24 protein-coding genes are annotated in these 25,065 nt (G+C 31.2%); 11 read left to right on the top strand and 13 right to left on the bottom strand.

The genetic code is table 11. From position 1 onward, the window contains the following. The first annotated feature begins 19 nt into the window (after window positions 1-19). A complete protein-coding gene (locus tag EV195_RS09385) occupies window positions 20-751 on the top strand; it encodes a DUF6263 family protein (protein WP_132794693.1) in 732 nt (243 codons plus the stop codon). Window positions 752-801: 50 nt separating this feature from the next. On the opposite strand, the gene EV195_RS09390 is transcribed toward EV195_RS09385, so the two are convergent. The 6 genes from EV195_RS09390 to EV195_RS09415 all read right to left on the bottom strand — a co-directional run bounded on the left by EV195_RS09390 (window position 802) and on the right by EV195_RS09415 (window position 8,193). After that, window positions 802-1,686 carry a TIGR01777 family oxidoreductase gene (locus EV195_RS09390; RefSeq protein ID WP_132794694.1) on the bottom strand — a complete coding sequence of 295 codons (885 nt, stop codon included), beginning with the start codon at window positions 1,684-1,686 and terminating at the stop codon, window positions 802-804. Between the two features lie 67 nt (window positions 1,687-1,753). Continuing rightward, a complete protein-coding gene (locus tag EV195_RS09395; protein WP_132794695.1) occupies window positions 1,754-4,360 on the bottom strand; it encodes a zinc-dependent metalloprotease in 2,607 nt (868 codons plus the stop codon). A gap of 85 nt (window positions 4,361-4,445) precedes the next feature. Then, on the bottom strand, window positions 4,446-5,012 hold the full coding sequence (locus tag EV195_RS09400) for a YdeI/OmpD-associated family protein (protein WP_132794696.1): 567 nt from the start codon (window positions 5,010-5,012) through the stop codon (window positions 4,446-4,448). A 5-nt stretch (window positions 5,013-5,017) separates the two neighbouring features. Next, entirely contained in the window at window positions 5,018-6,352 is a 1,335-nt protein-coding gene (locus tag EV195_RS09405) for a M28 family peptidase (RefSeq protein ID WP_132794697.1), read from the bottom strand. Window positions 6,353-6,406: 54 nt separating this feature from the next. Beyond that, on the bottom strand, window positions 6,407-7,738 hold the full coding sequence (locus EV195_RS09410) for a hypothetical protein (protein WP_132794698.1): 1,332 nt from the start codon (window positions 7,736-7,738) through the stop codon (window positions 6,407-6,409). Between the two features lie 104 nt (window positions 7,739-7,842). Then, window positions 7,843-8,193 (bottom strand): DUF6249 domain-containing protein, encoded by a 351-nt coding sequence (locus EV195_RS09415; protein WP_132794699.1) that lies wholly within the window; start codon window positions 8,191-8,193, stop codon window positions 7,843-7,845. A 140-nt stretch (window positions 8,194-8,333) separates the two neighbouring features. Here EV195_RS09415 and EV195_RS09420 point away from each other — a divergent pair, with 140 nt between their 5' ends. From EV195_RS09420 to EV195_RS09430, 3 genes are all read left to right on the top strand, one after another. Next, window positions 8,334-8,918, top strand: a complete 585-nt coding sequence (locus EV195_RS09420) for an RNA polymerase sigma factor (RefSeq protein ID WP_132794700.1) — start codon at window positions 8,334-8,336, stop codon at window positions 8,916-8,918. Then, the gene (locus EV195_RS09425) at window positions 8,905-9,318 is read left to right on the top strand and encodes a hypothetical protein (protein WP_132794701.1); all 414 of its coding nucleotides are present in this window, start codon (window positions 8,905-8,907) and stop codon (window positions 9,316-9,318) included. Before EV195_RS09420 ends, EV195_RS09425 begins: the two co-directional genes overlap by 14 nt. Window positions 9,319-9,382: 64 nt before the next feature. Then, a complete protein-coding gene (locus tag EV195_RS09430; protein WP_132794702.1) occupies window positions 9,383-9,772 on the top strand; it encodes a hypothetical protein in 390 nt (129 codons plus the stop codon). Window positions 9,773-9,792: 20 nt separating this feature from the next. Here the strand turns inward: EV195_RS09430 and EV195_RS09435 are convergent, their stop codons facing one another. From EV195_RS09435 to EV195_RS09450, 4 genes are all read right to left on the bottom strand, one after another. Continuing rightward, entirely contained in the window at window positions 9,793-10,653 is an 861-nt protein-coding gene (locus EV195_RS09435; protein WP_132794703.1) for a TolB family protein, read from the bottom strand. An 86-nt stretch (window positions 10,654-10,739) separates the two neighbouring features. Next, the gene (locus tag EV195_RS09440) at window positions 10,740-12,521 is read right to left on the bottom strand and encodes a DUF885 domain-containing protein (RefSeq protein ID WP_132794704.1); all 1,782 of its coding nucleotides are present in this window, start codon (window positions 12,519-12,521) and stop codon (window positions 10,740-10,742) included. Window positions 12,522-12,629: 108 nt separating this feature from the next. Further along, window positions 12,630-14,516 (bottom strand): molecular chaperone HtpG, encoded by a 1,887-nt coding sequence (gene htpG, locus EV195_RS09445; RefSeq protein ID WP_132794705.1) that lies wholly within the window; start codon window positions 14,514-14,516, stop codon window positions 12,630-12,632. A gap of 75 nt (window positions 14,517-14,591) precedes the next feature. Then, the gene (locus tag EV195_RS09450) at window positions 14,592-15,839 is read right to left on the bottom strand and encodes an MFS transporter (RefSeq protein ID WP_132794706.1); all 1,248 of its coding nucleotides are present in this window, start codon (window positions 15,837-15,839) and stop codon (window positions 14,592-14,594) included. Between the two features lie 309 nt (window positions 15,840-16,148). Here EV195_RS09450 and EV195_RS09455 point away from each other — a divergent pair, with 309 nt between their 5' ends. Then, window positions 16,149-17,156: a 3-oxoacyl-ACP synthase III family protein gene (locus EV195_RS09455; RefSeq protein ID WP_132794707.1), complete on the top strand. Its 1,008-nt coding sequence runs from the start codon at window positions 16,149-16,151 to the stop codon at window positions 17,154-17,156. Window positions 17,157-17,207: 51 nt separating this feature from the next. Here the strand turns inward: EV195_RS09455 and EV195_RS09460 are convergent, their stop codons facing one another. Genes EV195_RS09460 through EV195_RS09470 form a run of 3 tightly spaced genes read right to left on the bottom strand, consistent with a single transcriptional unit; the run spans window position 17,208 to window position 18,823 of the window. After that, window positions 17,208-17,900 carry a cyclase family protein gene (locus EV195_RS09460; RefSeq protein ID WP_132794708.1) on the bottom strand — a complete coding sequence of 231 codons (693 nt, stop codon included), beginning with the start codon at window positions 17,898-17,900 and terminating at the stop codon, window positions 17,208-17,210. Continuing rightward, entirely contained in the window at window positions 17,884-18,444 is a 561-nt protein-coding gene (locus tag EV195_RS09465) for an acyl-CoA thioesterase (protein ID WP_132794709.1), read from the bottom strand. The genes EV195_RS09460 and EV195_RS09465 overlap by 17 nt, the downstream gene beginning before the upstream one ends. Then, window positions 18,434-18,823: a 6-phosphogluconate dehydrogenase gene (locus EV195_RS09470; protein WP_132794710.1), complete on the bottom strand. Its 390-nt coding sequence runs from the start codon at window positions 18,821-18,823 to the stop codon at window positions 18,434-18,436. The genes EV195_RS09465 and EV195_RS09470 overlap by 11 nt, the downstream gene beginning before the upstream one ends. A gap of 201 nt (window positions 18,824-19,024) precedes the next feature. Here EV195_RS09470 and EV195_RS09475 point away from each other — a divergent pair, with 201 nt between their 5' ends. From EV195_RS09475 to EV195_RS09500, 6 genes are all read left to right on the top strand, one after another. Then, a complete protein-coding gene (locus EV195_RS09475; RefSeq protein WP_165915708.1) occupies window positions 19,025-19,555 on the top strand; it encodes an ankyrin repeat domain-containing protein in 531 nt (176 codons plus the stop codon). Between the two features lie 7 nt (window positions 19,556-19,562). Further along, window positions 19,563-20,315, top strand: coding sequence for a T9SS type A sorting domain-containing protein (locus EV195_RS09480; RefSeq protein WP_132794712.1), 753 nt, complete (start codon window positions 19,563-19,565; stop codon window positions 20,313-20,315). 86 nt (window positions 20,316-20,401) lie between these two features. Beyond that, on the top strand, window positions 20,402-21,577 hold the full coding sequence (locus EV195_RS09485) for a GlmU family protein (protein ID WP_132794713.1): 1,176 nt from the start codon (window positions 20,402-20,404) through the stop codon (window positions 21,575-21,577). 134 nt (window positions 21,578-21,711) lie between these two features. Continuing rightward, window positions 21,712-22,449 (top strand): hypothetical protein, encoded by a 738-nt coding sequence (locus EV195_RS09490; RefSeq protein ID WP_132794714.1) that lies wholly within the window; start codon window positions 21,712-21,714, stop codon window positions 22,447-22,449. Window positions 22,450-22,471: 22 nt separating this feature from the next. After that, window positions 22,472-23,842, top strand: coding sequence for a hypothetical protein (locus EV195_RS09495; RefSeq protein WP_132794715.1), 1,371 nt, complete (start codon window positions 22,472-22,474; stop codon window positions 23,840-23,842). Continuing rightward, window positions 23,842-24,990 carry a prefoldin domain-containing protein gene (locus EV195_RS09500; protein WP_132794716.1) on the top strand — a complete coding sequence of 383 codons (1,149 nt, stop codon included), beginning with the start codon at window positions 23,842-23,844 and terminating at the stop codon, window positions 24,988-24,990. The genes EV195_RS09495 and EV195_RS09500 overlap by 1 nt, the downstream gene beginning before the upstream one ends. Window positions 24,991-25,065: the final 75 nt, after the last annotated feature.

Here is a 25,065-nt window from a genome sequence, read left to right on the forward strand (position 1 = left end):
GCAACTTAAATTAATAAAAATGAAAAAAATAGCAATTGCATTATTATTGTTGGTTTCAACAATTACGTATGGTCAAGAAAAAGTAAAAATACGTCTTAAGTTTGATAAAGGAGATATCTATAAAACTCATATGGTGATGAAACAAGATATGGGTATGGTAGTAATGGATATGGAAATGTCTATGGAAATGTTAGTGCAAGATGTAAAAGATCAAGATTATAACGTAAAAAATAATTTCACTTATTTCTCAACAAAAATTGAACAAGAAGATAAAAAGTTAAATTATAACTCTAACATGAAGGATGAAGAGTTAGACGATGAAACTAAGGAATTCGCTGATAAAATGAAGCCGTTATTAGAAACTACTATTTTTCTTAGTATGGATAAGCTAGGTAAGAGTAAGTTACTAAAATTAGTGCCTGAGGTAACCGGTGTTACCAAATTAAAGGATCAAATGAGTTCTGTTATTTATCCTGAAGAAGAGGTATCTGTAGGTTCTTATTGGACCAATACTCAAAATACTGAAGGTATTGAAATGGAAACAACTTATAAAGTTACTCAAATCACAGATGATTTTGTTATTGCAGATATATCAGGAAAAATGAGTTTAGTACCAAATGCAAAAATTAATGGTAATGTTAAAATTAATAGAAGCACCGGAATGGTAAGCACCATGAAAATGAACATTGATATAAATATGATGGGTGTTGTGATGAAAACTAATTCTGAAATAACAGTGGAAAAAATTTAATCACTTTGTAACGAGATTTAAAAAAGACCTAACTAAAGCTAGGTCTTTTTTTATGTGTAAATGGCATAAAGCGCCTTTTCTAAATTCTCATATTTATAGTTGTAAGATGCAGTTGTTTTTTCCGCTGAAACTCTACTACCTTCCAACACAATAGCAGCTAATTCTCCTAAAACTATTTTTAATATAAAACCAGGAGCATTTATAGGAAGTACTGGTTTTTTTACAACCTTTGCTAAGGTTTTGGTAAAATCGTTATTTGTTTTGTGTTCTGGAGCTACTGCATTATAGATACCCGTAAAACTATCGTCTTCGATAGCTTTTACATATAAGTTACATAAATCATCTATATGAATCCAAGGAATATATTGTTTTCCTGTACCGAGAGCAGATAAAAACAAAGGAGTATTCATCTTTTTTAAAGCACCACCGTTGCTAGATAAAACAACACCTGTTCTTAGAATTGTAACAGGTATATTAAGTGTTTTAAATTGATTAGCAGCTGCTTCCCATTCAATACATATTTTAGCAATAAAATCATCTGCTGGTTGGTCTTCTTCTGAATAAATTTTAGAGGAAGTTATAGCTCCATAATAACCAATTCCAGAAGCACTGATAAATCCTTTTAAGGGTATATTTAGTTCTTTAATTTTAGAAAATAATAAACCTGAAGATTCAACTCTACTGTTAATTAATACTTGTTTTCTTTCATCAGTCCATCGTTTATCAGCAATACCAGCTCCCGCTAGATGAATTATATAATCAAGGTTGTCAAAAACTTTTTCATCAATATAATTAGCTTTTATGTCCCACTTAAAATGATTGTCAAGTTTTGGTGAACGTGTTAAAATTCTAACTTTATGATTGTTGTTTTCAAGTTGTTTTTGAAGAGTTTGACCAATGAGTCCAGTTCCTCCAGTAAGTAAGATTATAGCCATAGTATAAAAATAAAAAAACCGTGACAATTAGTTATCACGGTTTTAGTTTTATTTCTTTTGAAGAAGATTATTTAACTTCTTTTAAAGTATTTGTGATTAATGTTTTTAATTGAGCTTTGTGCGCTTTTGTCATTACATCACCAGTTCCATTACCTACCCAAGTTTTAATTTTGTTTAGGTTGTATAAAGCCATAGCTTTTGAAGCGTTTGTAAATCTATTTTTGCTTTTACCATCTACCATACTTAAAAGCATTTTTGTATACTGCATTTGTAAGTTTTGACGGAAAGAATTTACAGAACCGTAAATATCAGCTTTAAAAATAGCGTCATTTAATTCAGTCATAAATTCAGAAAGCTTGTATTTGTTTCCGTATAACTCAGAATCTGAAATTCTTTGTAATGTATTTGGGTGTAAAATATGATTAAGTACTCTAGTTTGATAACCTAAAACTTGTGCGTGAATTTTTGGATCTTCAGGTCCACCAAAGAAATTATATCCTCTACGTTGTCTCGCTAAATAAGCGTATAAATCGCTTGGAGCTTTAAAAGCATTTGGAGCAAAAATATACGTTTTTAAAGCATTCATAGCTCTCTTTTGATCTGCATAGCTTACAGGAGTATAAGGTTGTGTAGCTCCTTCTTGACCTTGCATAGCTCTATCAACATATACACCACCAATAAATCTTGAAATCACATCCCCAGCTCTAGCAGATTGTCCGTTTAATACATAATATGCATTGCGTAATTCTTCATACGACTCTCCAGTTTTAGCCATGCTAGACTTTAATTTTCGCATCATGTTGTTTACTAACTTGAATCTGTCTATAGAATAACCAATTTGATCATTAGATAAATCACCAGTCATAACTCTAGGATCAATAGCTTTTCCTGGAGAACGCATATCATCTGCATCATTACCAAAAATTAACTCTGGTTTTGTAGATTGTGCTAGTAAGGCATCCATTTCTGTTTTATTGGTAAATGGAGTATAACCAAATTGAATTGCCCAAATATCATAAGGACCAACAGCCATATCATAATATTGCCCTTGTTTAGTTCTATCTAAAGTTAAGTTGATTCCTGCATAATCCATTACAGAACCAGTTAAACATTTTCCTCTAATTAATTCTGGATTCGCTAGTTCTTCAGGACTAAATAATTGGCTGGCTTTCATGTTGTGGTTTAAACCTAACGTGTGTCCAACCTCATGCATTATTAGCGATTTCATAGCTTCTTTTTTCATTCCTTCCATCTCCATATCTGAAGCGCCAGTAGCAGCTAAAACCGTTTTTCCAAACATCGTGTTTTCATGCATTAAATGTCCTGCAGAACAGAATAGGTGATTATCTTGATTTAAGAACGCATGTTTCATTGTTTCTTCTTCGTTCTCAAAGCTAGATACACTACTTATTATTCTATCTAATTTTACTCTGTTAGTAAAATGAACATATTCTAACATGATATCAGCTCCAAGAATTTCACCTGTTCTAGGATTTACAAAACTTGGCCCATAACCACCGAATGGAGGGTTAGGAGAAGAAGTCCAACGTAAAACATTATAACGAACATCTCCAGCATCCCAATCAGCATCATCTGGTTGTACTTTTACTACCATTGCATTTTTAAAACCAGCTTTTTCAAAAGCTTCATTCCAAGCTAACACTCCTTCAGTAATAGTTTGTCTCCATTCTAGTGGAGTAGAGTTTTCAATCCACCACGTAATAGGAGTTACAGGCTCAGAAACAGCAGCAGTAGGGTCTTTTTTTACTAATCTCCAACGGTGTACTAAATCTCTATAATTAATAGTTTCAGTACTTGTCATATCATTTACTTGAGTAGTAAAGAAACCAACTCTTGGATCATCAAAACGAACTTCATACCCATCTTCTGGTATGTTCATAAAAGTATGGAATACCTTAATAGAAACATATCTACCATCTTTTATTGCTCTAGAACCACCACCTAATATTGTTGGATTGTTGAATACATATTCAGTTTTAATGTTGGTGTTTTCAGGATAGTTCTTAATGTTATTAATTTTAGATTTCTTCTTGTCAAATCTTCCTAGTTTAAAAGCGAAAGGAGATCCGCCAGGAAAGCTAGGTTGCTTAACTCTAGTTAACGTTTCTGATAAAAATAAGTCATTAGCATCGATTAAATACTCACCTTTTTCATCGTCTGAAGCTAAAATTTTAGAACTCTCAATTAATGCATCACTAGTGTTTGCTTCTGCAGATCTAGAGATAGCGTTGTTCTCATCAAAATAAAAAGAAGTATTTGGAGCTACAAATTCGATCTTGTTGAAGTGTTTGTTGATGTGAAAAACCGTAGAACCTCTATAAGAACCTCTAAAGGCATTTGCTTCTGTAACACCATCAGCAATTTGAGAGAAGTAAATAAAGTCTTTATTTAATTGGTCTTTTTTTACTAGTAATTTTACATCACCAGATACAGAATCTTGATAAATAGTAAAAAGCCCTTCAATTTTTGCACTTTTCTTAGTTAAGTCGGCAATTGTTTTTTCAGGCTTTTCTTTTTTCTTAGGCATTTCAGTTTTAGCCTTACTGTCTTTTTCTTTTTTCTTTTTTCTTCTTTGCGCATTTATATCAGAAACACTCAACATAAAAAGCGCCAAGAATGTAGTTAAAACCACTCTTGGTTTGTAGGTAAGCATGTTTACAAATTTTAGTTATTGATTATTAAAACGTGAATTTATTATTATTTTATTTGTTAAGATGTTAACGATTTTATAAATAAATTTAACTACGCTCTTTTTTATTCGCTTCGCATAAAGAAATAATTTCTTCGATTCTTTTAATACGAGTAGTTTTTCGTTTTGCACTATGAAGCCAATAGAGGTAACTTTTTCTATATGAGGGAGCAAAGTTTTTGTAATTGTTATAGGCCTCAACATTTTTATCAAAATGTAATTGAAGGTCTTCAGGAATAACCAAATTTTCCACATGATCTAAATCAAACCAAGCCCCATTTTTTTGGGCTATTTGAATTGAGTTCAATCCGCTTTCATGAATTAAATTCTGAGAAAGAAGTTCTTCTATATAAGTTTTGTTGAGCTTGCTCCAAGCACTTTTGGGCTTTCTAGGGCAAAAATATTGTTGTCTTTTACCGTTACCTAGACTTTTTACGGTGGAATCAATCCAGCCGAAACATAAAGCTACTTTTACAGCTTCTTCCCAAGTCATAGAAGCTTCTATAGCATCTTTTTTATAGAAAATTAAATACGCGCCGCTAAATTGGTTATGATTAAGTATTAACCAATCATACCAATCTATATCGCGCTCAAAATATAGTGTTGGCTTTTCCAATAGGATTATCTAATAATTCTTGAAGGAAAACTAACTAAACTCTCATGTCCATCTTCTCCAACGGCACTTACTCCGAAGAAGAAATTATCAAGAACAATACCTTCTAGTGTATATTCTGTAACGTTTTCAACATATTTGAAGTGATCCCAAGTTGGTGAAGTAGTATCACGCCAATAAATTTTATAACCTTTAGCTCCATCTACTTTTTCCCATGAAAACTTTGCAGAAGCTTCAACAATCCCTCCAATTCCTACATTTTTTGGAGCAAGAGGAGCAGAGGCAATACTAGCTAAATTTATGGCATTTACAGCAGTTAGTTTTTTAGCGTAATCAAAATTTACAAATTTTAATTTATCACCATACTCAATCCCATTTTCAGTTCTAATATCTTGGTGTTGTTGTGTGTAGTTCTCGTGCGCTTCCATAATTCTGATACCTGCAAAACCAGCGTCATTAAAAGGACGGTGATGTCCACCACGTCCAAAGCGATCCAATCTGTAAATCATTTTCGGATTCATCTCAGGCATATAGGTTTTAGTAGTCTTATGAATGTAGCGTGCTAATTGTCTAGAAATCCCATCAACTTCACCACCATAAAAACGTCGAGCAGCTCGTTGTCTTTCTGTTTCAGTTGGAGGTGTTGGTTCTGAAAAAATTCTAAAAGTACGATTGTCAATAACTCCATCCACTCCTTTAATATTTCCAATCATGTCATTGTTCATAACGCCAATAATATCCCAACCTTTTTCTTTAGCATAATTGGCTAAACCTTTTCCACCAAACAAGCCTTGTTCTTCACCAGATAAGCCAACATAAATAATACTATTGTCAAATTTATAGTTGCTCAAAACTCTTGCTGCTTCTATTGAACCTGCCATTCCTGTTGCGTTGTCGTTAGCTCCTGGAGCATCATTTGTAAAATCATTAGGATCAGAAATACGAGAATCGATATCTCCACTCATAATTATAAAGCTATTAGGGTTTTTAGTTCCTCTTTGAATAGCAACTACATTAACAACCCATACATCTTTAGTAATTCTTTTATTAGCACCTTTTTTTACCAAGTCTTTTTGATAAAAAACTTCTAAGCAATTATTACAATCACTAGAAATTTGTTCAAATTCTTTTTTAATCCAGCGTCTAGCAGCACCAATTCCTCTAGTATTAGAAACAGTATCACTTAATGTATGTCGAGTACCAAAATTAGCAAGCTTTGTAATGTCTTTTTCAATCCTTTCTGATGAAATAGTATTTATAATATCATAAATTTTGGGATCAGTTTGTCCGTAACTGTTAGAGATAAAAGTTATAAGAAGCAAAAAAAAAGTAATTGGTTTCATAAGAGTAGTTTGTTTAAATGGTTTGATGTAATAATTAATAATACTTTTCAAAGATTAATCTTTGTAGTACCAAAATGGAATAATTACATCGGTTATTTTAAGCGTATCTTTATCTTTTATATATTTTCTTTTTAATTTCAGAATATGTTTCCCATCAGAGAGGCCTTTGGTTGGAATGAAAGTTTGAAAACCTGTTTGATTCTTTTTGTTTTTAGAAATCAAAAAATCTGAATTAAACTTTGTCGAATCAATAGTTACCTCATACATCTCGTTAAACACTTCAACATATTTTCTAGCTAGACTGTCCCTTTCTTTTCTAGGAATTTTGATGTTATTATTAGAGGTTAGATTGATGCCAGTTTGAAAACCTCTCTTATCTTCTTTTGGCTTCAAAGAAGGATGATAGCTGTAAATCCTATCTTCAACACTTTCATTAAAAACTTTAAAAAACTCAACATACGGAATAGTGATAACTTTTGATTGAATACTGGCAACTTTCACTAAATCTGTCTCTTCTGTTAGTAAATCTTCATATTCTTTATTGTCTAAATAAATATTGGAGTTTAGCTTGGTAAGGTCTAAATAATTAGAAGTTTGAAACTTCACAGAGCTTATAAATGTTATTAATATGTATATAGGAACAAGTAAAAAACTGATTCTTTTTGTGAATTTATTATCTAAAAAATTATAGACTAAAGGACGGTATAAAAATGATAAAGTGATAAAACTAAAAATCCAATAAAAAGGAAAATAGATTCTAGACAACCATTTTTTCTTTTTTAAATATCCTTGCGTAATAAAATCAATAAAAACTAAAATTGAGCCGAATATAATTGTAAATAAAAAAATGATACCAAAAGCAATTCGAAGTCCTTTTGAAATAGCATCATTATCAATTAAATATGTAATTACTGTTAAAAGTAATACTATAATAATTGTTATAGATATTACATAAAAAATCAGTAAGAAAGAAACTGCAAATAAAACACTACAATAATTTTCAAGTATTGCAACATATTTGTCAAAAGAAACAATTTTCTTCTCTAGATAATTTTTAAAGCGGTCGCTATAATTAAGTGTTTCAAAATCAATGTCTCCAGAAACATATCGTAAACCAAGAGCACCAATCCAGAGTCCTCTTAAAGTTACATGAAATAATAAATTAAAGATAAGGATATAACAGGCAATTAAAGCAACTACAGAGATTACAAGAGTTACAACTTGTTTTTCATTTCCTGCAACAGTTAATGCTAAATTAATTTTTGGTAATGCAGTAAATAAACCAAAAATGGCAAAACCAGAAATAATAAGTTCTAATTGCCAACTATCTTGTTGTAAACGATCTAATAATTCTTGAAATTTCTTATTCTTAAAATTATCACTCATGAAGTATGTATTAAACTAAAGGTATAGACTATTTCTTCAAAAATAACAAAAAACCACTTCTCATAAGAAGTGGTTTTCTATTAATGTTACTTTATGTTGTTTTTTTAGCTTTCTTGCTCTAGCTTTTTAGTTAAGAAAAAACCTGAAAATAAGCCTAAACCACCAATTAAGAATATCATTGCTGGATATACAGCTTCTTCATCTAATTGAGTATAGGTAGTTAATAATAAAGCGATGAAAACACCTAATCCAATTCCCATTAACAATAAAGACAGGTTTAAAATAATCATTCTTCCAGTTAAGGTTGTTTTTTTTCTTTCTCCTTGCATAAAGATTTTAGCATCAACTCCTTTTTCTATTAATGCTAATCGTTCTTTGTTTCTTGTTGAATAGAATAAATAAAAGATTCCAAAAATTACCGCGAATAAGAACATAAATACAATTGCTACTTCCATATTATTGTTTTTTTAATATTATTTTTAATGTGTTTGCAGGTATGACAGCTTACTTTCAAAAAAGGTTACAGTTTTTTTAAAAAAAATATTTTTTCAGATTTTTTGTAACCTTTTTTCAAAAAGAGATGTCATAAATAAAAATGACAACTATCAACGATCAAACATACATAGATAAGGTATTAAAAGGAGATACAAATGCTTTTGCTTTTTTAGTAGAAAAGTATAAGGTTATGGTGTTTAGTTTGGCTATGAAAATGTTGAAGAGTAGAGAAGAGGCTGAGGAAATATCACAGGACACGTTCATTAAAGCCTATAAAAATTTGTCTAAATTTAAAGGAGATTCTAAGTTTTCAACATGGTTATATAAAATAGCCTACCGAAACTGCTTAGATAATTTAAAAAAGAATAAAGAGAAATATCAGCTAGATACTATAGATGAAATTACAATAAAAAAGATTCATAGTACTGATACTATTTTAGAGGAAATTTCTCAAAAAGAGAGGGCGATTTTAATGAAAGATTGCCTAAATAAACTGCCGGAAGAAGAAAGAACATTATTGTGGATGTTTTATTACGATGAGCTAAGTTTAAAAGAGATCATTGAAATAACAGAATTATCAGAGTCAAATCTTAAAGTGCGATTACACAGAGCAAGAAAAAGACTTTTAACAATTGTAGAAAAAAATATAGAACCAGAATTCATTAGTCATTATGGGAGAAAATAAACATATTGAAGAATTAGATGCGTTTGCAAAAAAATATATTAAAGAAGCCGATCAAGAAGTACCTTCTTTAAACTTTACATCTAGCATTATGGATGTTATAGCTGAAACTCAAAACAAGAAAGTTTTTAAGCCCAACCCTTTAATTTCCATAAAAGGATGGATTTTATTATTTTCATTACTTACGGTGTGTATTCTTTATGTTTCAAAAGGGAAATCAATATTTGAAACATGGAAACTACCTGAAAAATACAAGTATACTCCAATATTTGAGTTTCCAGATTTGTTTAAGAATATAAGCGTATCTAATACAATGCTAACAGCTTGTTTCTTTTTTACATTACTAATCTTTATACAGATGTATTTGTTTAAAACCAGGTTTGATGAGAAATTGAATTCATAAACTTTAAGTTTCTCAAAAGTTCGAAAAAAATTTATACTTTTAGAGTACTTAAAATTAAAATGTTATGAAAATTCACAAAATTTTAATTGCTTTTGTAGTTGTTGTTTCAGCTAATAGTTTAATTGCTCAAGAATCAGAGAAGCAGCAATATGATGTAATTGAAGCTATAGTCCAAAATAGGTTAAAAGAGAGATGGGAGAGCTTACAATTCTGTGAAAAAATGAATGCAGAAGCAATGGATTTAGTTCAAAAAACAATGAAGCATTTGGTATCTCAAAAAAAATCTGGAGAAATATCTGAAGCAGAATACAATGTAAAAATGAAAAAAGTTAAAGAGTTAGATCTCCGCATAAAAAAGAATCACGATAAGCTTTTTAAGTTGCAATCTAATGTTTTAATTAGTCAAAGGCAAATGAGACGTATGAACGCTGAGATTTCTTTAACTACATATTAAAAAATAAATGGTTTTGCTGTTTATTTTAAACGAACTTCTGCAGTAATAGCTAATTTCGTTCCAATACTATTAACTGTTATTCTAGATATGTTATTGATGTTTTCATCTGAAAACCTATGAAATAACGACCAGTTTTTGTCTTTTGAAGGGTTAAATTGGTAGATAGCATTATTATTAGGAATTAAAATACTTCCGTTTGGTAACCAACAAATATCTTGTGTTTTTCCTGTTGAGGTGATAAATTTAGTTTCTTTACTATCAGGATTTAACGACCAAATTTCCCAGTTTTCACCATTTTTTTTCATAAAGCTAACCAACTTAGAATTTGGAATTTTATGAAAAGAACGACCAACTTCTTTAGCGATTAAAGTATTCGTTTTCTTTTTAATATCACTTACAAATAACTGTAAACTATCATTTACAATAGCTGAACATATTACAGTATTCTTATCATACCACATCGGATATGCAACAACTAAATCTTTAATAAGTTCTTTATCTTTTCCTGTCTTAAAGTTGTATTCATAAAAACGCTGTTTACCATCATTATCTAAACGAACAGCAGAAACATTTTTCGAGTTAGGGATTTTTTGAGGAGAATATTCACCTCCTTGTGGAGTGTTATTTATATAAGATAATTTACTATCTCTAATATTATATTTGGCAATATCTGTTTGTCCGTTTCTAGTTGAGGCAAACAAAACCAAGTTATCATTATAAAAATGAGGTTGACTATCATATCCTTCATTATTAGAAATGTTTTTTCCATTAACAACTTTAAGTTCTCCATTTTCTGAAGTAATATCAAACAAATGGATTTCTGTATTGGTTTGTGCCCAAGAAAGAACGGGAAATAGTAATAGCCCTAGAATTTTTTTCATGATGTGTTATTTGGTGGAATTAAAAGTACAAAAAAACCACTCTGTGAAGTAACGGAGTGGTTTTTATTATTATGATTCGATAGATATTACTTTAAAGAAGCAATCCATTTATCGATTTTGTTTTCTAGTAAAGCTAAAGGAATACAACCAGTTTCTAATACTTGATTATGAAATTCACGAATATCGAATTTATCTCCTAAAGCATCTTTCGCTTTTTTACGAAGTTCTCTAATTTTTAATTGTCCGATTTTATACGATAATGCCTGACCAGGATTTGCCATGTAACGCTCAATTTCAGAAATAATGCTTGCTTCGCTTTCTGCTTCGTTATCTAATGAATATTGAATGGCTTTTTCACGACTCCATCCTTTCGCATGCATACCAGTATCTACTACTAAACGAATAGCTCTATGCATTTCCATTCCTAACATTCCGAAATACTGATATGGATCTGTGTACAATCCTAATTCTTTTCCTAAGTTTTCTGTATATAAAGCCCAACCTTCACCGTAAGCACTGTACCAAAGTGTTTTTCTAAAACCAGGTAAATCTTTATTCTCTTGCGTTAATGAAATTTGATAATGATGTCCTGGAATTGCTTCGTGTAAGAACAATGCTTCATCAGAAAATACATTATATTTTGTGGCGTCTGGAATAGGAGTATAAAATACACCTGGACGAGTTCCGTCTAAAGAACCAGGATTGTATTCTGCACTTGCAGAAGCCTCTCTGAATTTCTCCGTTTGCTTCACAATAAAAGGAGTTTTAGGTTTGTTACCAAATAACTTCTCTAATTGTGGTTTCATTTTTTCATGAATAGCGTTGAAGTTGTCAATAATTTGTTGAGGTTCTGTGTATGGCATTAACTCTTTGTTGTTTCTAACAAAATCAAAAAATGATTTTAAATCACCTTCAAAACCAACTTGCTGTTTTACTTTTTCCATTTCAGATAAAATACGAGCGACTTCTTTTAATCCTAACTCATGAATTTCATCAGCAGTCATGTTCGTAGTTGTATAATTTTTAATGGAATGTTGATAGTATTCTTTTCCTTGAGGAACAGCATCAATACCGCTAACTTCTAATCCAGCATTTAAATAGTCAGATGATAAAAACTCATGTAAAGCTTTGAAAGAAGGAATTAACTTCTCTTCTAAAATATTAGAGTACTGCTTTTCTAATGCTTTTTTGTCCTCGTCAGAAAAGTCAGCAGGAAAGTTGTTGATTGGAGAATAAAATAAGTGCTCTTTTAACGGAGTTTCAGCTAATCCTTGAAACTGAGGAATTACTTTGTTAATTAACGATTTTGGTAATACATATCCTTCTTTAATTCCTTGTTCCATTCTTGATTTAGCAGATTGAAGCCAAGTATTGAACTTGTCTAATCTACTAAACCAATTTTCATAATCTTTTACAGTATTAAAAGGCTGTGCGCTGCTTCCACTTGCTAACTGTCCCATAGTCAAGTTCACAGTCCACATTTGGTTGATTGGCAATAATTGGTCGTTTTTAAAACTTCCTTGAGCTAAAGCCATATCACAATCCCAAGCCAAAACGGCTTTACTCATTTGTTGGCTTTCAGTTAACTGATCGTCAGAAAAGCCCTCAAGTTTAGCTTTGTAATTAGTGAAAAAATCTTTTGATTCTAAAGCGTATTCATCAGACAAAAAGTTTGGAAACTGATCGTTAAATCTGTTATCACCAGCAAAAGTTGCATTTAAAGGATTTAATTTAAGTTTTCCTTCGTTATAATCTACCAATAACTTTTCAAATTCTTGATTGGTTTCAACTTCTTTTTTAGGTTCTTCTTTTTTACAAGAAGTTAATAATGTAGCTGCAGCTACAATAGTTAAAAAGATTTTTTTCATGTGTGTTCTTGATTTTAAACAAATATACCAAAAAGAACCTCGATGTATATAAAAACAAAAACCTCTCTGTTTTCACAAAGAGGTTTAATAATATATTTTGGTGAATGATTATTTTATTAAATCATAAGAACGTTTTATGAAGTTTGTTAATTCTTCACCGTGTAATAAATTCTGAGATAATTTAGCTAAATCAAATGCTTGAGAAATTAACTGTTTTTGTTTGTCCTCATTGGCATTTAAAATATCTGAAACTAACTCATGGTTTGTGTTTACTACAAGATTGTACATTTCTGGTAAATTACCCATTCCCATCATTCCACCACCAGTAGCTTGCATTTCTTTCATTCTACGCATAAATTCTGGAACAGTAATTAAGAATGGAGAAGCTTTAGAATCCATAGCTTCTAATTGAACAGTATAGCTAGAATTATTTACAGCTCCTTCAATAACCGGTTTTAATTTCTCTTTTTCTTCGTCAGAAAGTTTAGAAGTTACTGTATCATCTTTCTTTATTAAATTATCAATATGATCAGCATCTACACGTTTAAATTGAACTTTAGCGTCACCAGATTCCATCTCTAATTTTTGCATTAAATGCGGAACAATAGGAGAGTCTAGTAACAATACTTCATATCCTTTTGCTTTTGCTTCTTCAATGTAACTGTGTTGTGCATCTTTGTTTGCTGCATAAAGAATTACATGATTTCCATCTTTATCTGTCTGAGAGTCTTTTGTTTTTTCAACTAATTCATCAAACGTAAAAAACGAATTATTTACCGTTGGATATAAAGCAAACTTTTTGGCTTTATCAAAGAATTTCTCTTCAGATAACATTCCATATTCGATTATAACCTTGATGTCGTTCCATTTTTGTTCGAAATCTTCACGATTATTTTTAAATAAAGATGAAAGTTTATCTCCTACTTTTTTAGTGATGTATCCAGAGATTTTCTTTACAGCTCCGTCAGCTTGTAAATACGAACGAGAAACATTTAAAGGAATGTCTGGAGAATCAATTACCCCTTTAAGCATCTGTAAGAAGTCAGGAACAATTCCTTCCACGTTATCTGTAACAAAAACTTGGTTTTGATATAATTGAATCTTATCTTTTTGAATATCCATATTTTGTGTCAAACGAGGGAAGTATAAAATCCCCGTTAAGTTGAATGGATAATCAACATTCAAATGAATGTGGAATAAAGGCTCTTCGAATTGCATAGGATACAATTCTCTGTAGAATGTTTTGTAATCCTCTGCTTCTAAGTCAGCAGGTTTTTTAGTCCAAGCAGGCTCAGTATTGTTAATAATGTTATCTACTTCTTTTGTTTCAGGTTTCGCATCTTCAGCTGCATCTTCTGGAAGCGGTAACGTCTCTGTTTTTGTGCCAAATTTAATCGGAATTTGATTAAAGCGATTGTATTTTTTTAGTAAACCAGAGATTTTCGAATCTTCTAAGAAATCTTTTTCATCCTCAGAGATGTGTAAGATAATTTCAGTTCCTCTTTCTTTTTTATCGTGTGCTTCTAATGTGTACTCAGGAGAACCATCACAAATCCAATGTGCAGCAGGTTCATCTTTATAAGATTTAGTAATAATTTCAACCTTATCTGCCACCATAAACGCAGAGTAGAAACCTAAACCAAAGTGACCAATAACTCCAGTTTCGTTATTTGAGTCTTTGTATTTTTCTAAAAATTCTTCAGCACCAGAAAAGGCAATTTGATTGATGTATTTTTCTACTTCATCAGCAGTCATACCTAAACCTTGGTCTGTAATGTGAAGCGTTTTGTTTTCTTTGTTGATTTTGATTTCAATCTGTGGATTACCATACTCAACTTTAGCTTCACCAATAGAAATTAAGTGTTTTAATTTTGTGGTTGCATCTGTAGCATTCGAAATTAATTCACGAAGAAATATTTCGTGATCGGAATACAAGAATTTTTTAATTAATGGAAAAATATTTTCAACCGATACATTAATACTTCCTTTACTCATAATATAATATTTTGATTTTTTAGTCAATGTTAACGGACTACGTTAGTCAAAAAAAATACCAAAAGCTAAAATATGTCAGGATGTCAGAAATGTACTTTTTGATTTAAAAGAGTTGTTCAAGACAATAGAAGCCAATAAACCAATTAGCGAACTTACTAAGAAGAAAATAAATAAATATTGATATCCTAAAGTTCCTCCAACTTCATCTAAGTAATATCCTTCTATAGGACCTAAAAAAATGTCTGGTGAAAAACCTATTACAGAAACAATACCGACAACGGTTCCTGTCATTGTTATAGGGATTTTAGCCTGTTCTAACACGGTGAAATACAACACTCTTAAAGTATAAGCTCCCATTAAAGAACATACTAATGGAATCAATAAAGAAAAACGTAAAAAATCAACATTAAAAATAAATAATAAACTGCCTAAAGTCATCATTGAAAAACCAATGATTAGCCATTTTGAAGGGTTTGAGTTCTTAGCAAAGAAAATAACAAACAGACAAATTAAAGGTCTCATATATGAAAAGTATGTACCCAACTCAGCTGATTCTTTCGAATTATATCCATATATCTCACTGGCGTACTGAGTAAATACATCAGCAACTCTGTAGCCAATATATGAAGTTAAAATGATAATCATTAAGATCCAAACTATAGGATAGCCCAAAGTTCTTGAAATATTTTTTCGGATACTACTTTTGGTTATAATCTTAGAAGGGTTTCCAAAATTTGGTAGAAATAGTACTAAAAAAGCAATTAGCATGGTTAGTATCGAAGTAATTAAATATACTTGATTCATTGCATTTTGGACTACAATTTTAGAATAGTTATCAACTTCAGAAATTGAAGAGATAATATAAACTCCGATAGAACCTATTACAGCAGCTACTAATCCTCTTCCTCCTTCTAGAATACCGAATGCATAAATTTGTTCTTTGTCTCCCCATAACCTCGTAGCTTTAACCAAAGGCGACCAAAAAAGCATAATTGTGGTAAAACCCCAGTACACATATAATGCATAAAGAGTTGGTAAAGAAGGATACATAACCCACACAAAACCACCTATACTTGTTAGAAATAATGCAATACCCATTAAGTATTTGGAAGGAAATCGATCTGCTATTAAGCCACCTATAAAATAGGACACCATAGCTGTTACACCATACAATGTATAACAGAACCCAATATTTTTGTTAGTTATGTCGAACGCACTTAAAAAAGTAGGACGAAAAATTCGTACTAGCACAAAAGGTAATGCATAAATAATTTCTGCTGCTAAAATTAAAAAAGTAATTTGGAGGGCTCTTTTATATTTCATGTAGCACGATAGAATAGTTTAGTATAGTTAGTTTTTCAGGAGTGTTTGGTTGTTTAACTTCTGTTATAAACTAAAAAGGTAAGTATTTTTTAGAGATATTATTTAAAAAAAACACTACTTTTTCTCTTTTGATAAGAACTTAGTTCAGATTGAGACTTTTATATAAGTAGTATATTAAAAGTAGCTACCAAAATGACATGATGACATTCACGGAATATTAATAGCATCCAATTTTGTACAAAAATGATAAAATTCATACTTTTACAGGCTGATAATTTGAAAACAACTAAATTATAACCAATATATATTATGTATAGTTCAAAAATTACTGGTTTAGGTTATTACGTTCCAGATAATGTAGTTACAAATAATGATTTAACCCAGTGGATGGAAACTAGTGACGAATGGATTCAAGAACGAACTGGAATCAAAGAGCGTCGTTGGATTGATCCGAAAACAGAAGACACTACTGCTGTAATGGGAGCTAAAGCTGCTAGGATAGCTATCGAAAGAGCTGGGTTAACTAAGGACGATATCGATTTTATTGTTTTTGCTACGTTAAGTCCTGATATGTATTTCCCTGGAGGAGGAGTACAAATACAAGATATTTTAGATATGCCAACTATTGGAGCATTAGATGTACGTAATCAATGTTCTGGTTTTATCTACTCACTATCTGTTGCGGACCAGTTTATTAAAACAGGTATGTATAAAAACATATTGGTTATTGGTTCAGAAAATCATTCTGGAGGATTAGAAAGATCAACTAGAGGTAGAGGGGTTACTGTAATTTTTGGTGATGGAGCAGGAGCGGCAGTGCTTTCTAGATGTGAAGAAGAAGGGAAAGGGATTTTATCGTCTCACTTACATTCTGAAGGGAAGCATGCGGAAGAGTTAGCGTTAATAGGACCATCAACAAATCGTTGGGTTCCTGAAATTATAGAAGCAAATGATCCAGACGATACTTCATATTTTCCACATATGAATGGACAGTTTGTTTTTAAACATGCTGTAGTTCGTTTTTCAGAAGCAATTGTTGAAGGTTTACAAGCAAACGGTTTAGAAAAGGATGACATCGATATGTTAATTCCTCATCAAGCAAACTTAAGAATTGCACAGTTTATTCAGAAAAAATTTCAGTTACCTGATGATAAGGTTTATAATAACATTATGCGTTACGGGAATACAACTGCCGCATCAATTATTATAGCATTAACTGAAGCATGGGAAGAAGGAAAAATTAAAGACAATGATTTAGTTGTTTTAGCAGCGTTTGGTAGCGGATTCACCTGGGGATCGGTAGTTATTCGTTGGTAAACTTTCCTTTTGTAAGATATTATTTAGCCGAAGATAGTTCTTCGGCTTTTTTTATTCAAAAACAGCAACAGCTCTTACAGGGGAACCGGTTCCTCCTCTTATTTTTAAGGGCAAGCCAATAAAACGAAAACGACCACGACCAATCAGTTTGTAGAGATTAATCATATTTTCATAATGTGTAAAACCTAGCTCACCACAAATATGATGTACTTCTTTATTAGATATTTTAGGAACTCCAGGAGACATAGTTTCTACCCCGAAGGCGACAATTTTTTGGTTTCCCAACCATCGTGCACATTCAGCTGTAATTCCTGGTCCTTTACTCCAGTTTTCTGTATTAAATGCTTTTCTGTAATGATCTGTATATAACAGAACAGTATCTCCTTGTTTAATTTGTAAATTATCTTTTAACAGCGCTTCTTTTATATCTTCAGTACTTATCAGTTCTTGAAAACCTTTATGAGATACATCAATACAAATTCCTTCTGTGTAAAACATAGATAATGGCATAGTATCAATAGATTGTCCTCTATATTGTTTAGCCATATGATTGATAGCATCTACATGAGTACCAGTATGTTCACCCATTTGAATTTTATAAACTGCTGGCGTTTTAGTAGTTGGGTTTATTTCATTATCCCATTCTTCATGGGTATTATGGACTTCCATGGTAACTTGTGGTAAGCTTTTATAAACAGGCATACCTTCATAGATTTCCTGACTTAAATCAATTATCTCCTTCATTTATTGCTATCTTGACATTGTAATTTTCGAGATCTTTTAAATATGTATCTGGAATAAAATCTTCATGATCAAACTCTAATTTTCTGTTTTCTTTCATTTCAATTCTTTTGATAGCTTTTAGAAATCGCCTGATCTCTAAGTCGTTTTTAATGATTAATCCAGGAACGGGAACACTTTTTCCTTCATCATTTTTAGCAACCATTGTAAAATAAGATGAATTACAATGATTTACTTTACCAGTTTGTATATTTTGAGATTCTACTCTAATACCAACCACCATTGATGTTCTACCTACATAATTAATGGATGCTTTCATGGTAACAAGTTCTCCAACTTCAATAGGATTTAAAAAATCAACTGTATCAACAGATGCAGTTACGCAATAAGTGCCAGAATATTTCGCAGCACAAGCAAAAGCAATTTGGTCCATTAGATTTAAAATATAACCTCCATGTATTTTACCACTAAAATTTGTGTGTGATGGGAGCATTAACTCGGAAATAGTAATTCGAGTGTCTTCAACAGCTTTATAATTATTCTTCATCTTTTTTCGATCTTAGTCCACTGAAATGTGGAGAGTTTTCCTCTTCAACTTTGGTTATAAAATATTTAGTATCACCTAACCAAAATAACTTATCAAATCGTTCTATGTAGGTTAATTTTACGTAACGACCTTGAAACTTTTGTAAGTTTTCAACAACCTCTTTTTCTTTGTCTTCAACAGAAAATTTAAAAATTTGAGCTCCAGATATACCTTGGCTAATTTCACCTTCCCATGTTTTAATTAGGATACCTTTTCTACTAAATTTAATAAGTTCACCTGATCTTTCCCCTTTACTGTAAGTTCCATAATACACAATTGCGTAGTAGGCTGCAGCCATCAAAAAGATTCCAATGAGGATATAAGCTAGTACTTTTTTCATGCTAACAAAATTACAATTAAAAAATTTCTCAAGTAAATGGTAATATTTAAATATTCATCAGAGATGTTCAGTTTACTTGTTTTTTTAAAGGATTATTTTCCTTTTCAGCACTGTTTTTTCCTTTTTCAATCTATTTAAAAGTATACAACCGATTAAATGTGTAGTTATTTGTTATAGATACAAATGCTTAAATCGAAAATTATGACTCCAAAAAAAATGGCACTACTATTTTTGTTTGTTTCCGTTTCAGGAATGACACAAGAGAATAAAGCGAATGAAATATTTGATATTGCTCGCAGCGGATCCCTCCAAGAATTAAAAGAATTATTGAAAATTCACCCTCTTTCTATTGATATGCCCAATGAAGCAGGTTATAATGCTCTAACATTAGCTTGTTATAATAGTAATAATGAAGTTGCTAAGTATATTGTAGAAAACACTAAAGATATCAATGCAAATAACGGTTATGGAACTGCACTAATGGCAGCCACCGTAAAAGGTAATGTGGAGTTGGTGGAGTACTTAGTTCAACATAATGCAGATATAGATGTTTCTGACACCAATGGAAAAACTGCCTTACACTATGCTGTAGTTTTCAACTCTTATGAAATTGTGGAGTTTTTAATAAAGTCAGGTGCAAAATTTGATTTAAAAGATAATAGAGGAAACACTGCTAAAGATTACGCAAAATTAAAAAGTAATAAAAGAATATTAACCTTATTTAAAATCTAAACATATTATGAAAACAAAACTACTCTTGGTTTTTGTGTTGGCAAGTTACTGTTTGTCTGCACAAGTATTTTCAACAGGAACACAGACATTAAAGGATAATTTAAGTGTGAATTTAGAGATTGACGGAACAACTACTACATTAACTTTAAATGGTCCTTCAAATGCTTGGTTTGCTATAGGCTTTGATAATGGAGCTACTAATATGTTTAGTAGTACCGATGTTTTTAGAACCGATGGAACTACTATTACAGACGCGACAACAGCAGGTAATCAATTGCCTCCAGCAGATGCTAGTCAAGATTGGAATTTAGTATCAAATACAGTTTCAGGGAACATAAGAACTATCGTAGCAACAAGACCTAACAATTCTGGAGATGCAAGCGATTTTGTTTTTAGTAACTCAGCAGGTAGTATAGATGTTATTTGGGCTTTTGGAAGTTCAACAACTTATGCCTATCATGGAGGCTCTAATAGAGGGGCAACAACGCTTGGAGTAACGTTAAGTACTAAGAAGTTTGAAACATTAGATTTTGTTGTTTCTCCAAATCCTATTTCTAACAATGTGAAAATTCAATTACCAACCTCTGTAGAGAATGCAGATATAAGCTTTTACGATTTATCCGGTAGATTATTGAAAAAGGAAGAAGCTACTTTGTTTAGTAATAATGAGTTTGCTTTAGATGAATTTGGAAGTGGAGTATACTTCATAAAAGTAAGCGCAGAGGGAAAAATTGGAAGTAAAATGATTGTAAAAAGATAACATTCAAAAATAGATTTCAAGAACCGATTGCTTTTATTGTAATCGGTTTTTTGTTGTATGTTTGTGTTGCTTCAAAAAAAACAAAAATGAACTATATTTTATTTGATGGAGATGTTAGAACATCTTTATTACCATTTACGTTTACACGTCCAGTAGCCGATATCAGAGTTGGGATTTTAACAATTCGTGAGAAATGGGAAAAGTATCTGGGGTTAACAACTACCACTATTACTGAAGAGTATTTGGAAGAAAAATTTCCAATGGTAGAAATGGAAGAGAATATTATGATAAATGCTTCGTTTTTACCAGTTCCTGAGTTAATAGAAATGGTAAAAGGATTAAAAAAGAATGAAGCTATTTTTAAAGGTGAAGATGTGATAGCTTTCTATACCTCTCAGGAGCAAGAAGAGGTTGATTTCGATCAATATACTCAAATAGAATTTGAAGAAGATATTATTCAGATTAAAAACACGTGGGATATCTTCTCTAAAAATGATGAAGCTATTCGTCAGGATTTTAAATTACTTACAGAAGGAAGAACATCCCAACCAATTCCAGAGACCGTAAATTGTATTGGTAGAGAACATATTTTTATTGAAGAAGGGGCAAAGCTGACTTTTGCCACTTTAAATGCTACTACTGGTCCTATTTATATTGGAAAAGATGCTGAAATTATGGAAGGTGTTGTGGTTAGAGGTGCATTAGCTATGTGTGAAAATTCAGTTTTAAAATTAGGAGCAAAAATTTATGGAGCAACAACTTTAGGTCCTTATTGTAAAGTAGGAGGAGAGGTTAATAATTCTGTTTTATTTGGGTATTCTAACAAAGGACACGATGGTTTCTTAGGAAACTCAGTTTTAGGAGAGTGGTGTAATTTGGGAGCAGATACGAATAACTCTAATCTTAAAAATAATTATGCTGAGGTAAAATTATGGAATTATGAAACTGGCAGATTCGCAAAAACAGGATTACAGTTTTGTGGATTAATGATGGGTGATCATTCTAAATGTGGTATAAATACGATGTTTAATACAGGAACAGTAATTGGAGTTTCTGCTAATATTTTTGGTAGCGGATTTCCTAGGAACTTTGTGCCATCATTTAGCTGGGGAGGAGCTTCCGGATTTACGGAATATAAAATGAATAAAGTAAGCGAAGTTGCTAATGAGGTTATGAAAAGAAGAAATCTTGAATATAATGAATTAGAAGAAAAAATTCTATCTGCGATTTTTGAAGAGACTAAGAAGTATAGGAATTACTAGGTTTTTCTAGGGGAATAGAATTTTTTAAACATACTGTTAATATCTAAAAGCCAATAATTTGTTCGAAAAATTATTGGCTTTTAAATATAATATATATTTTTGCCCCGAGGAAAAATTTTAGGAATAAATTGTTTATGAAAAGATATTTATATCTAATACTATGCGTATTAATTAGTTCTTGCTATGTATTACCACAAAAAAATAAATTATACCAAGCTTACAGTTCTGTTGACTTGGGTGTTTTAGGTGAACAAAAGAAAACCGTTAGAAAAAATAGTTTTGAGGTTGTTGGAATACCTACATATTTTCATCCTATTAAATTAGATTTTACATCGAGAGAATTTAATAATCAAAACTTCAAGAGTTATCAACGTTTTTTAGAATCTACTACAAAAAAAGATATCATTGTTTATGATGATTCTTTAAAAGTAAAACCAAATTATTTTGAATTAAAAATCAATGATAAAGTTTCTGTTATTGATGAAATTAATAATAGAGGATTTAATCATAAAGTAAAAAACTATCTCTATTATAATCCTGAATTAACTTTGGTTACGCAAATTAAATTTGTGGCTCAACCAAAAGTGTTACAATATTTAAAACAAGCAGATGCTCTGTATTTGTTTACTAAAGATAACAATCAGTCTTACATCTTACTATATAAAGAAGGAAAAGTTATTCATGAATTAAACTCTTCTGAATTACAAGTGTTTCAGTATGAGGTTTCCTCTTTTTGTTGGAATGTTCATAAAATGGGAGGGGCTCGTATTGTAGGATTAGTTGATGAAGGAGAACTATGTGAAAATGGAGCCGCTAGAAATCCAATTAAAGAGATTTATAAAAGAGAAAAACAAAAAATAAATCATTATTAAATCAAGTAAATTAGATTGTATTATGAAAAAGATATTACTAGTATTTTTTATACTTACCACTGCAATCACATTTTCTCAAAATTACAATCCTGTAATTAACTATTACATAAATGGAACTCCAACAAATGGAGTAAAGATTAATACTAACTTACCATTTGCAGACGGATATGGAATGCCTACATTAATAATCGAAGGTTATGATTATCATTCAGGAAACACCATAGGTCTAATTTTAACTTATTACGTTTATAATAATATTTTTTTAAAGAAATCTGTTTCTTCTTTTGGAGGATTTACACCTGAAATAAAGTTGTTTAATGAAAATGGTAAAGTCATAATTTTCATAAATGAGAAAAGATATTTTAGTCGTTTTTCTATAAGAGCTTATGAAAAAGGAAAAGGATTAAATGATACTCATTTTCAAAATTGGACAATAACTGATGAATTACCAACCGGAACAAATGAAACAATTGTACCCTATCAAAATAAATTTGATGGAGATGTTAGGTTTAAAGACGGAATTTGGGATGGTTCAGGTAATGTAGGAATTGGTACTAACACACCAGATAGAAATTTGACCGTTCAAGGGCACGTAAATATCGGCGGTACGACCAATGGACATTTATGGGTTCGTCATATAAATGGTAAAGAGCCGACAACAGCTAATGATGGTAATTTATATTTAAATTATAGTAACGGAAAGAATGTTTGGATTGGTGGTGCTTCTGGATCTGATTTTGTAGTTCCAAAAGGGAGAATTATGATAGGAAGAACATCTGCTGATGCACCTTTAACAGTAAGAGGTACTACTGAAGATATTTTAGGAAGGTTTGAAACAGCAACACCTTCTGATAAAGTGAAAGGTATCAGAATAAATGCTAAAACTACCGGTGATGTGTTTAAATATTTTGATATAGCCTTAGATGCCGAAAGTGATAAAGCCGGCTTAGGTATAGGAACTTCAAGTGGTAATTTGCCTATTGGAAAGACAAACCTAGATGTAGCTCAAATTGTTATTGATAAAAACGGAGGTAAAGTTGGAATTGGAACGTCTAACCCTGATGCAAAATTGGCGGTGAATGGAACTGTTCATGCTAAAGAAGTGAGAGTAGATTTAAATAACTGGCCAGATTATGTTTTCGAAAACAACTATAACCTACCAACATTAGAGGAAGTTGAAAAGCAAATTAAAGAGAAAGGTCATTTACCAAATATTCCTTCTGCAGAAGAAGTGAAAAAAAATGGAGTACAACTTGGAGAAATGAACAAGAAGTTGTTAGAAAAAATTGAAGAGTTGACGTTATATACGATTCAGCAAGAAAAAGATAATAAAAAGTTATTGTCAATTATTAAAAAATTAGAAGAGAGAATATCAAAATTAGAAAATAAATAATGAAGAAGCTCAGTTTAACATTTTTGGTAACAATTTTAGGTTTAACCAGTTTTGCGCAAACCTATACTAGTAATACACATGCAGTGGGGTTAGAGCATAATATGCTATTTAATGCACATAACAGGTATACTGTAACTCAAACAGGAGGGGCTACTTTAAATTTAAGCACTTTATTTGATGGGATATTTGTGCCATCATATACAGCAATTGCACCTTCTATAACTTCACCCACAGAAATATTAATAGAAGGTTTACCAGCAATACATGTTCAAAGTGGAGGTTGGGTTGGATGGTCAACTAGATATTGGCAAGCGAAAAGGTTTAAAATAGAAGGGTATGATCAATATTCAGGAGCAAGTGTATGGAAGACTATTGCAGATTATTCAAATACTGACTATACTGGAGCAACATCTTTCATTAAAAAAATGCCTTCAGGAGCTTACACGAAATTAAAATTTACTTTCTATACTACTCATGGGTTGAATGGAAGATTAGGAGTTTCGGAATTATTCTTTTTGCATCCTGAAGCAACTGCTCCTTATCAAGGTTTATCAGAGAGTTACTGGGAAAAAGCAGGAGATAAATTAGTTCATAATGGACATGTAAATATAGGTGGAACAGTAAATGGACAATTGTGGGTTAGAAATATAAACGGAAAGGAACCAACAACAGACAAACATGATAATTTACATTTAAATTACAGTAACGGAAAGGATGTTTACATTGGAGGGTCATCCTCTGCATCAGGATCTGATTTGTTTATTCCTAAAGGGAATGTAGGAATAGGAACATCTGATACAAAAGGATATAATTTAGCGATAGCAGGAAAGGCAATTGCAGAAGAGGTAGTTGTAAAATTGCAGTCAGCTTGGCCAGACTACGTTTTCGAAAACAATTATAAGTTACCAACTTTGGAAGAGGTTGAAAAACAAATAAAAGAGAAAGGTCATCTATCTAACATTCCTTCTGCTGAAGAAGTAGAAAAAAATGGAGTACAACTTGGAGAAATGAACAAGAAGTTGTTAGAAAAAATTGAAGAATTGACGTTATATACAATTCAGCAAGAGAAAAGAATTAAAGAATTAGAAAAACAACAGGAGAAAATAAGAGAATTAGAGCTTACTATAAAAGCACTATTAAAAAAATAAACTGTTAATAATTAAGATAAAAGAAGTTATAAATAAGGAAATGTAAACAGTACATTTGCCAACTTTTTAAAGGGA

It is taken from the genome of Tenacibaculum skagerrakense (assembly GCF_004345825.1).
GTDB classification, from domain to species: Bacteria; Bacteroidota; Bacteroidia; order Flavobacteriales; family Flavobacteriaceae; genus Polaribacter; species Polaribacter skagerrakensis.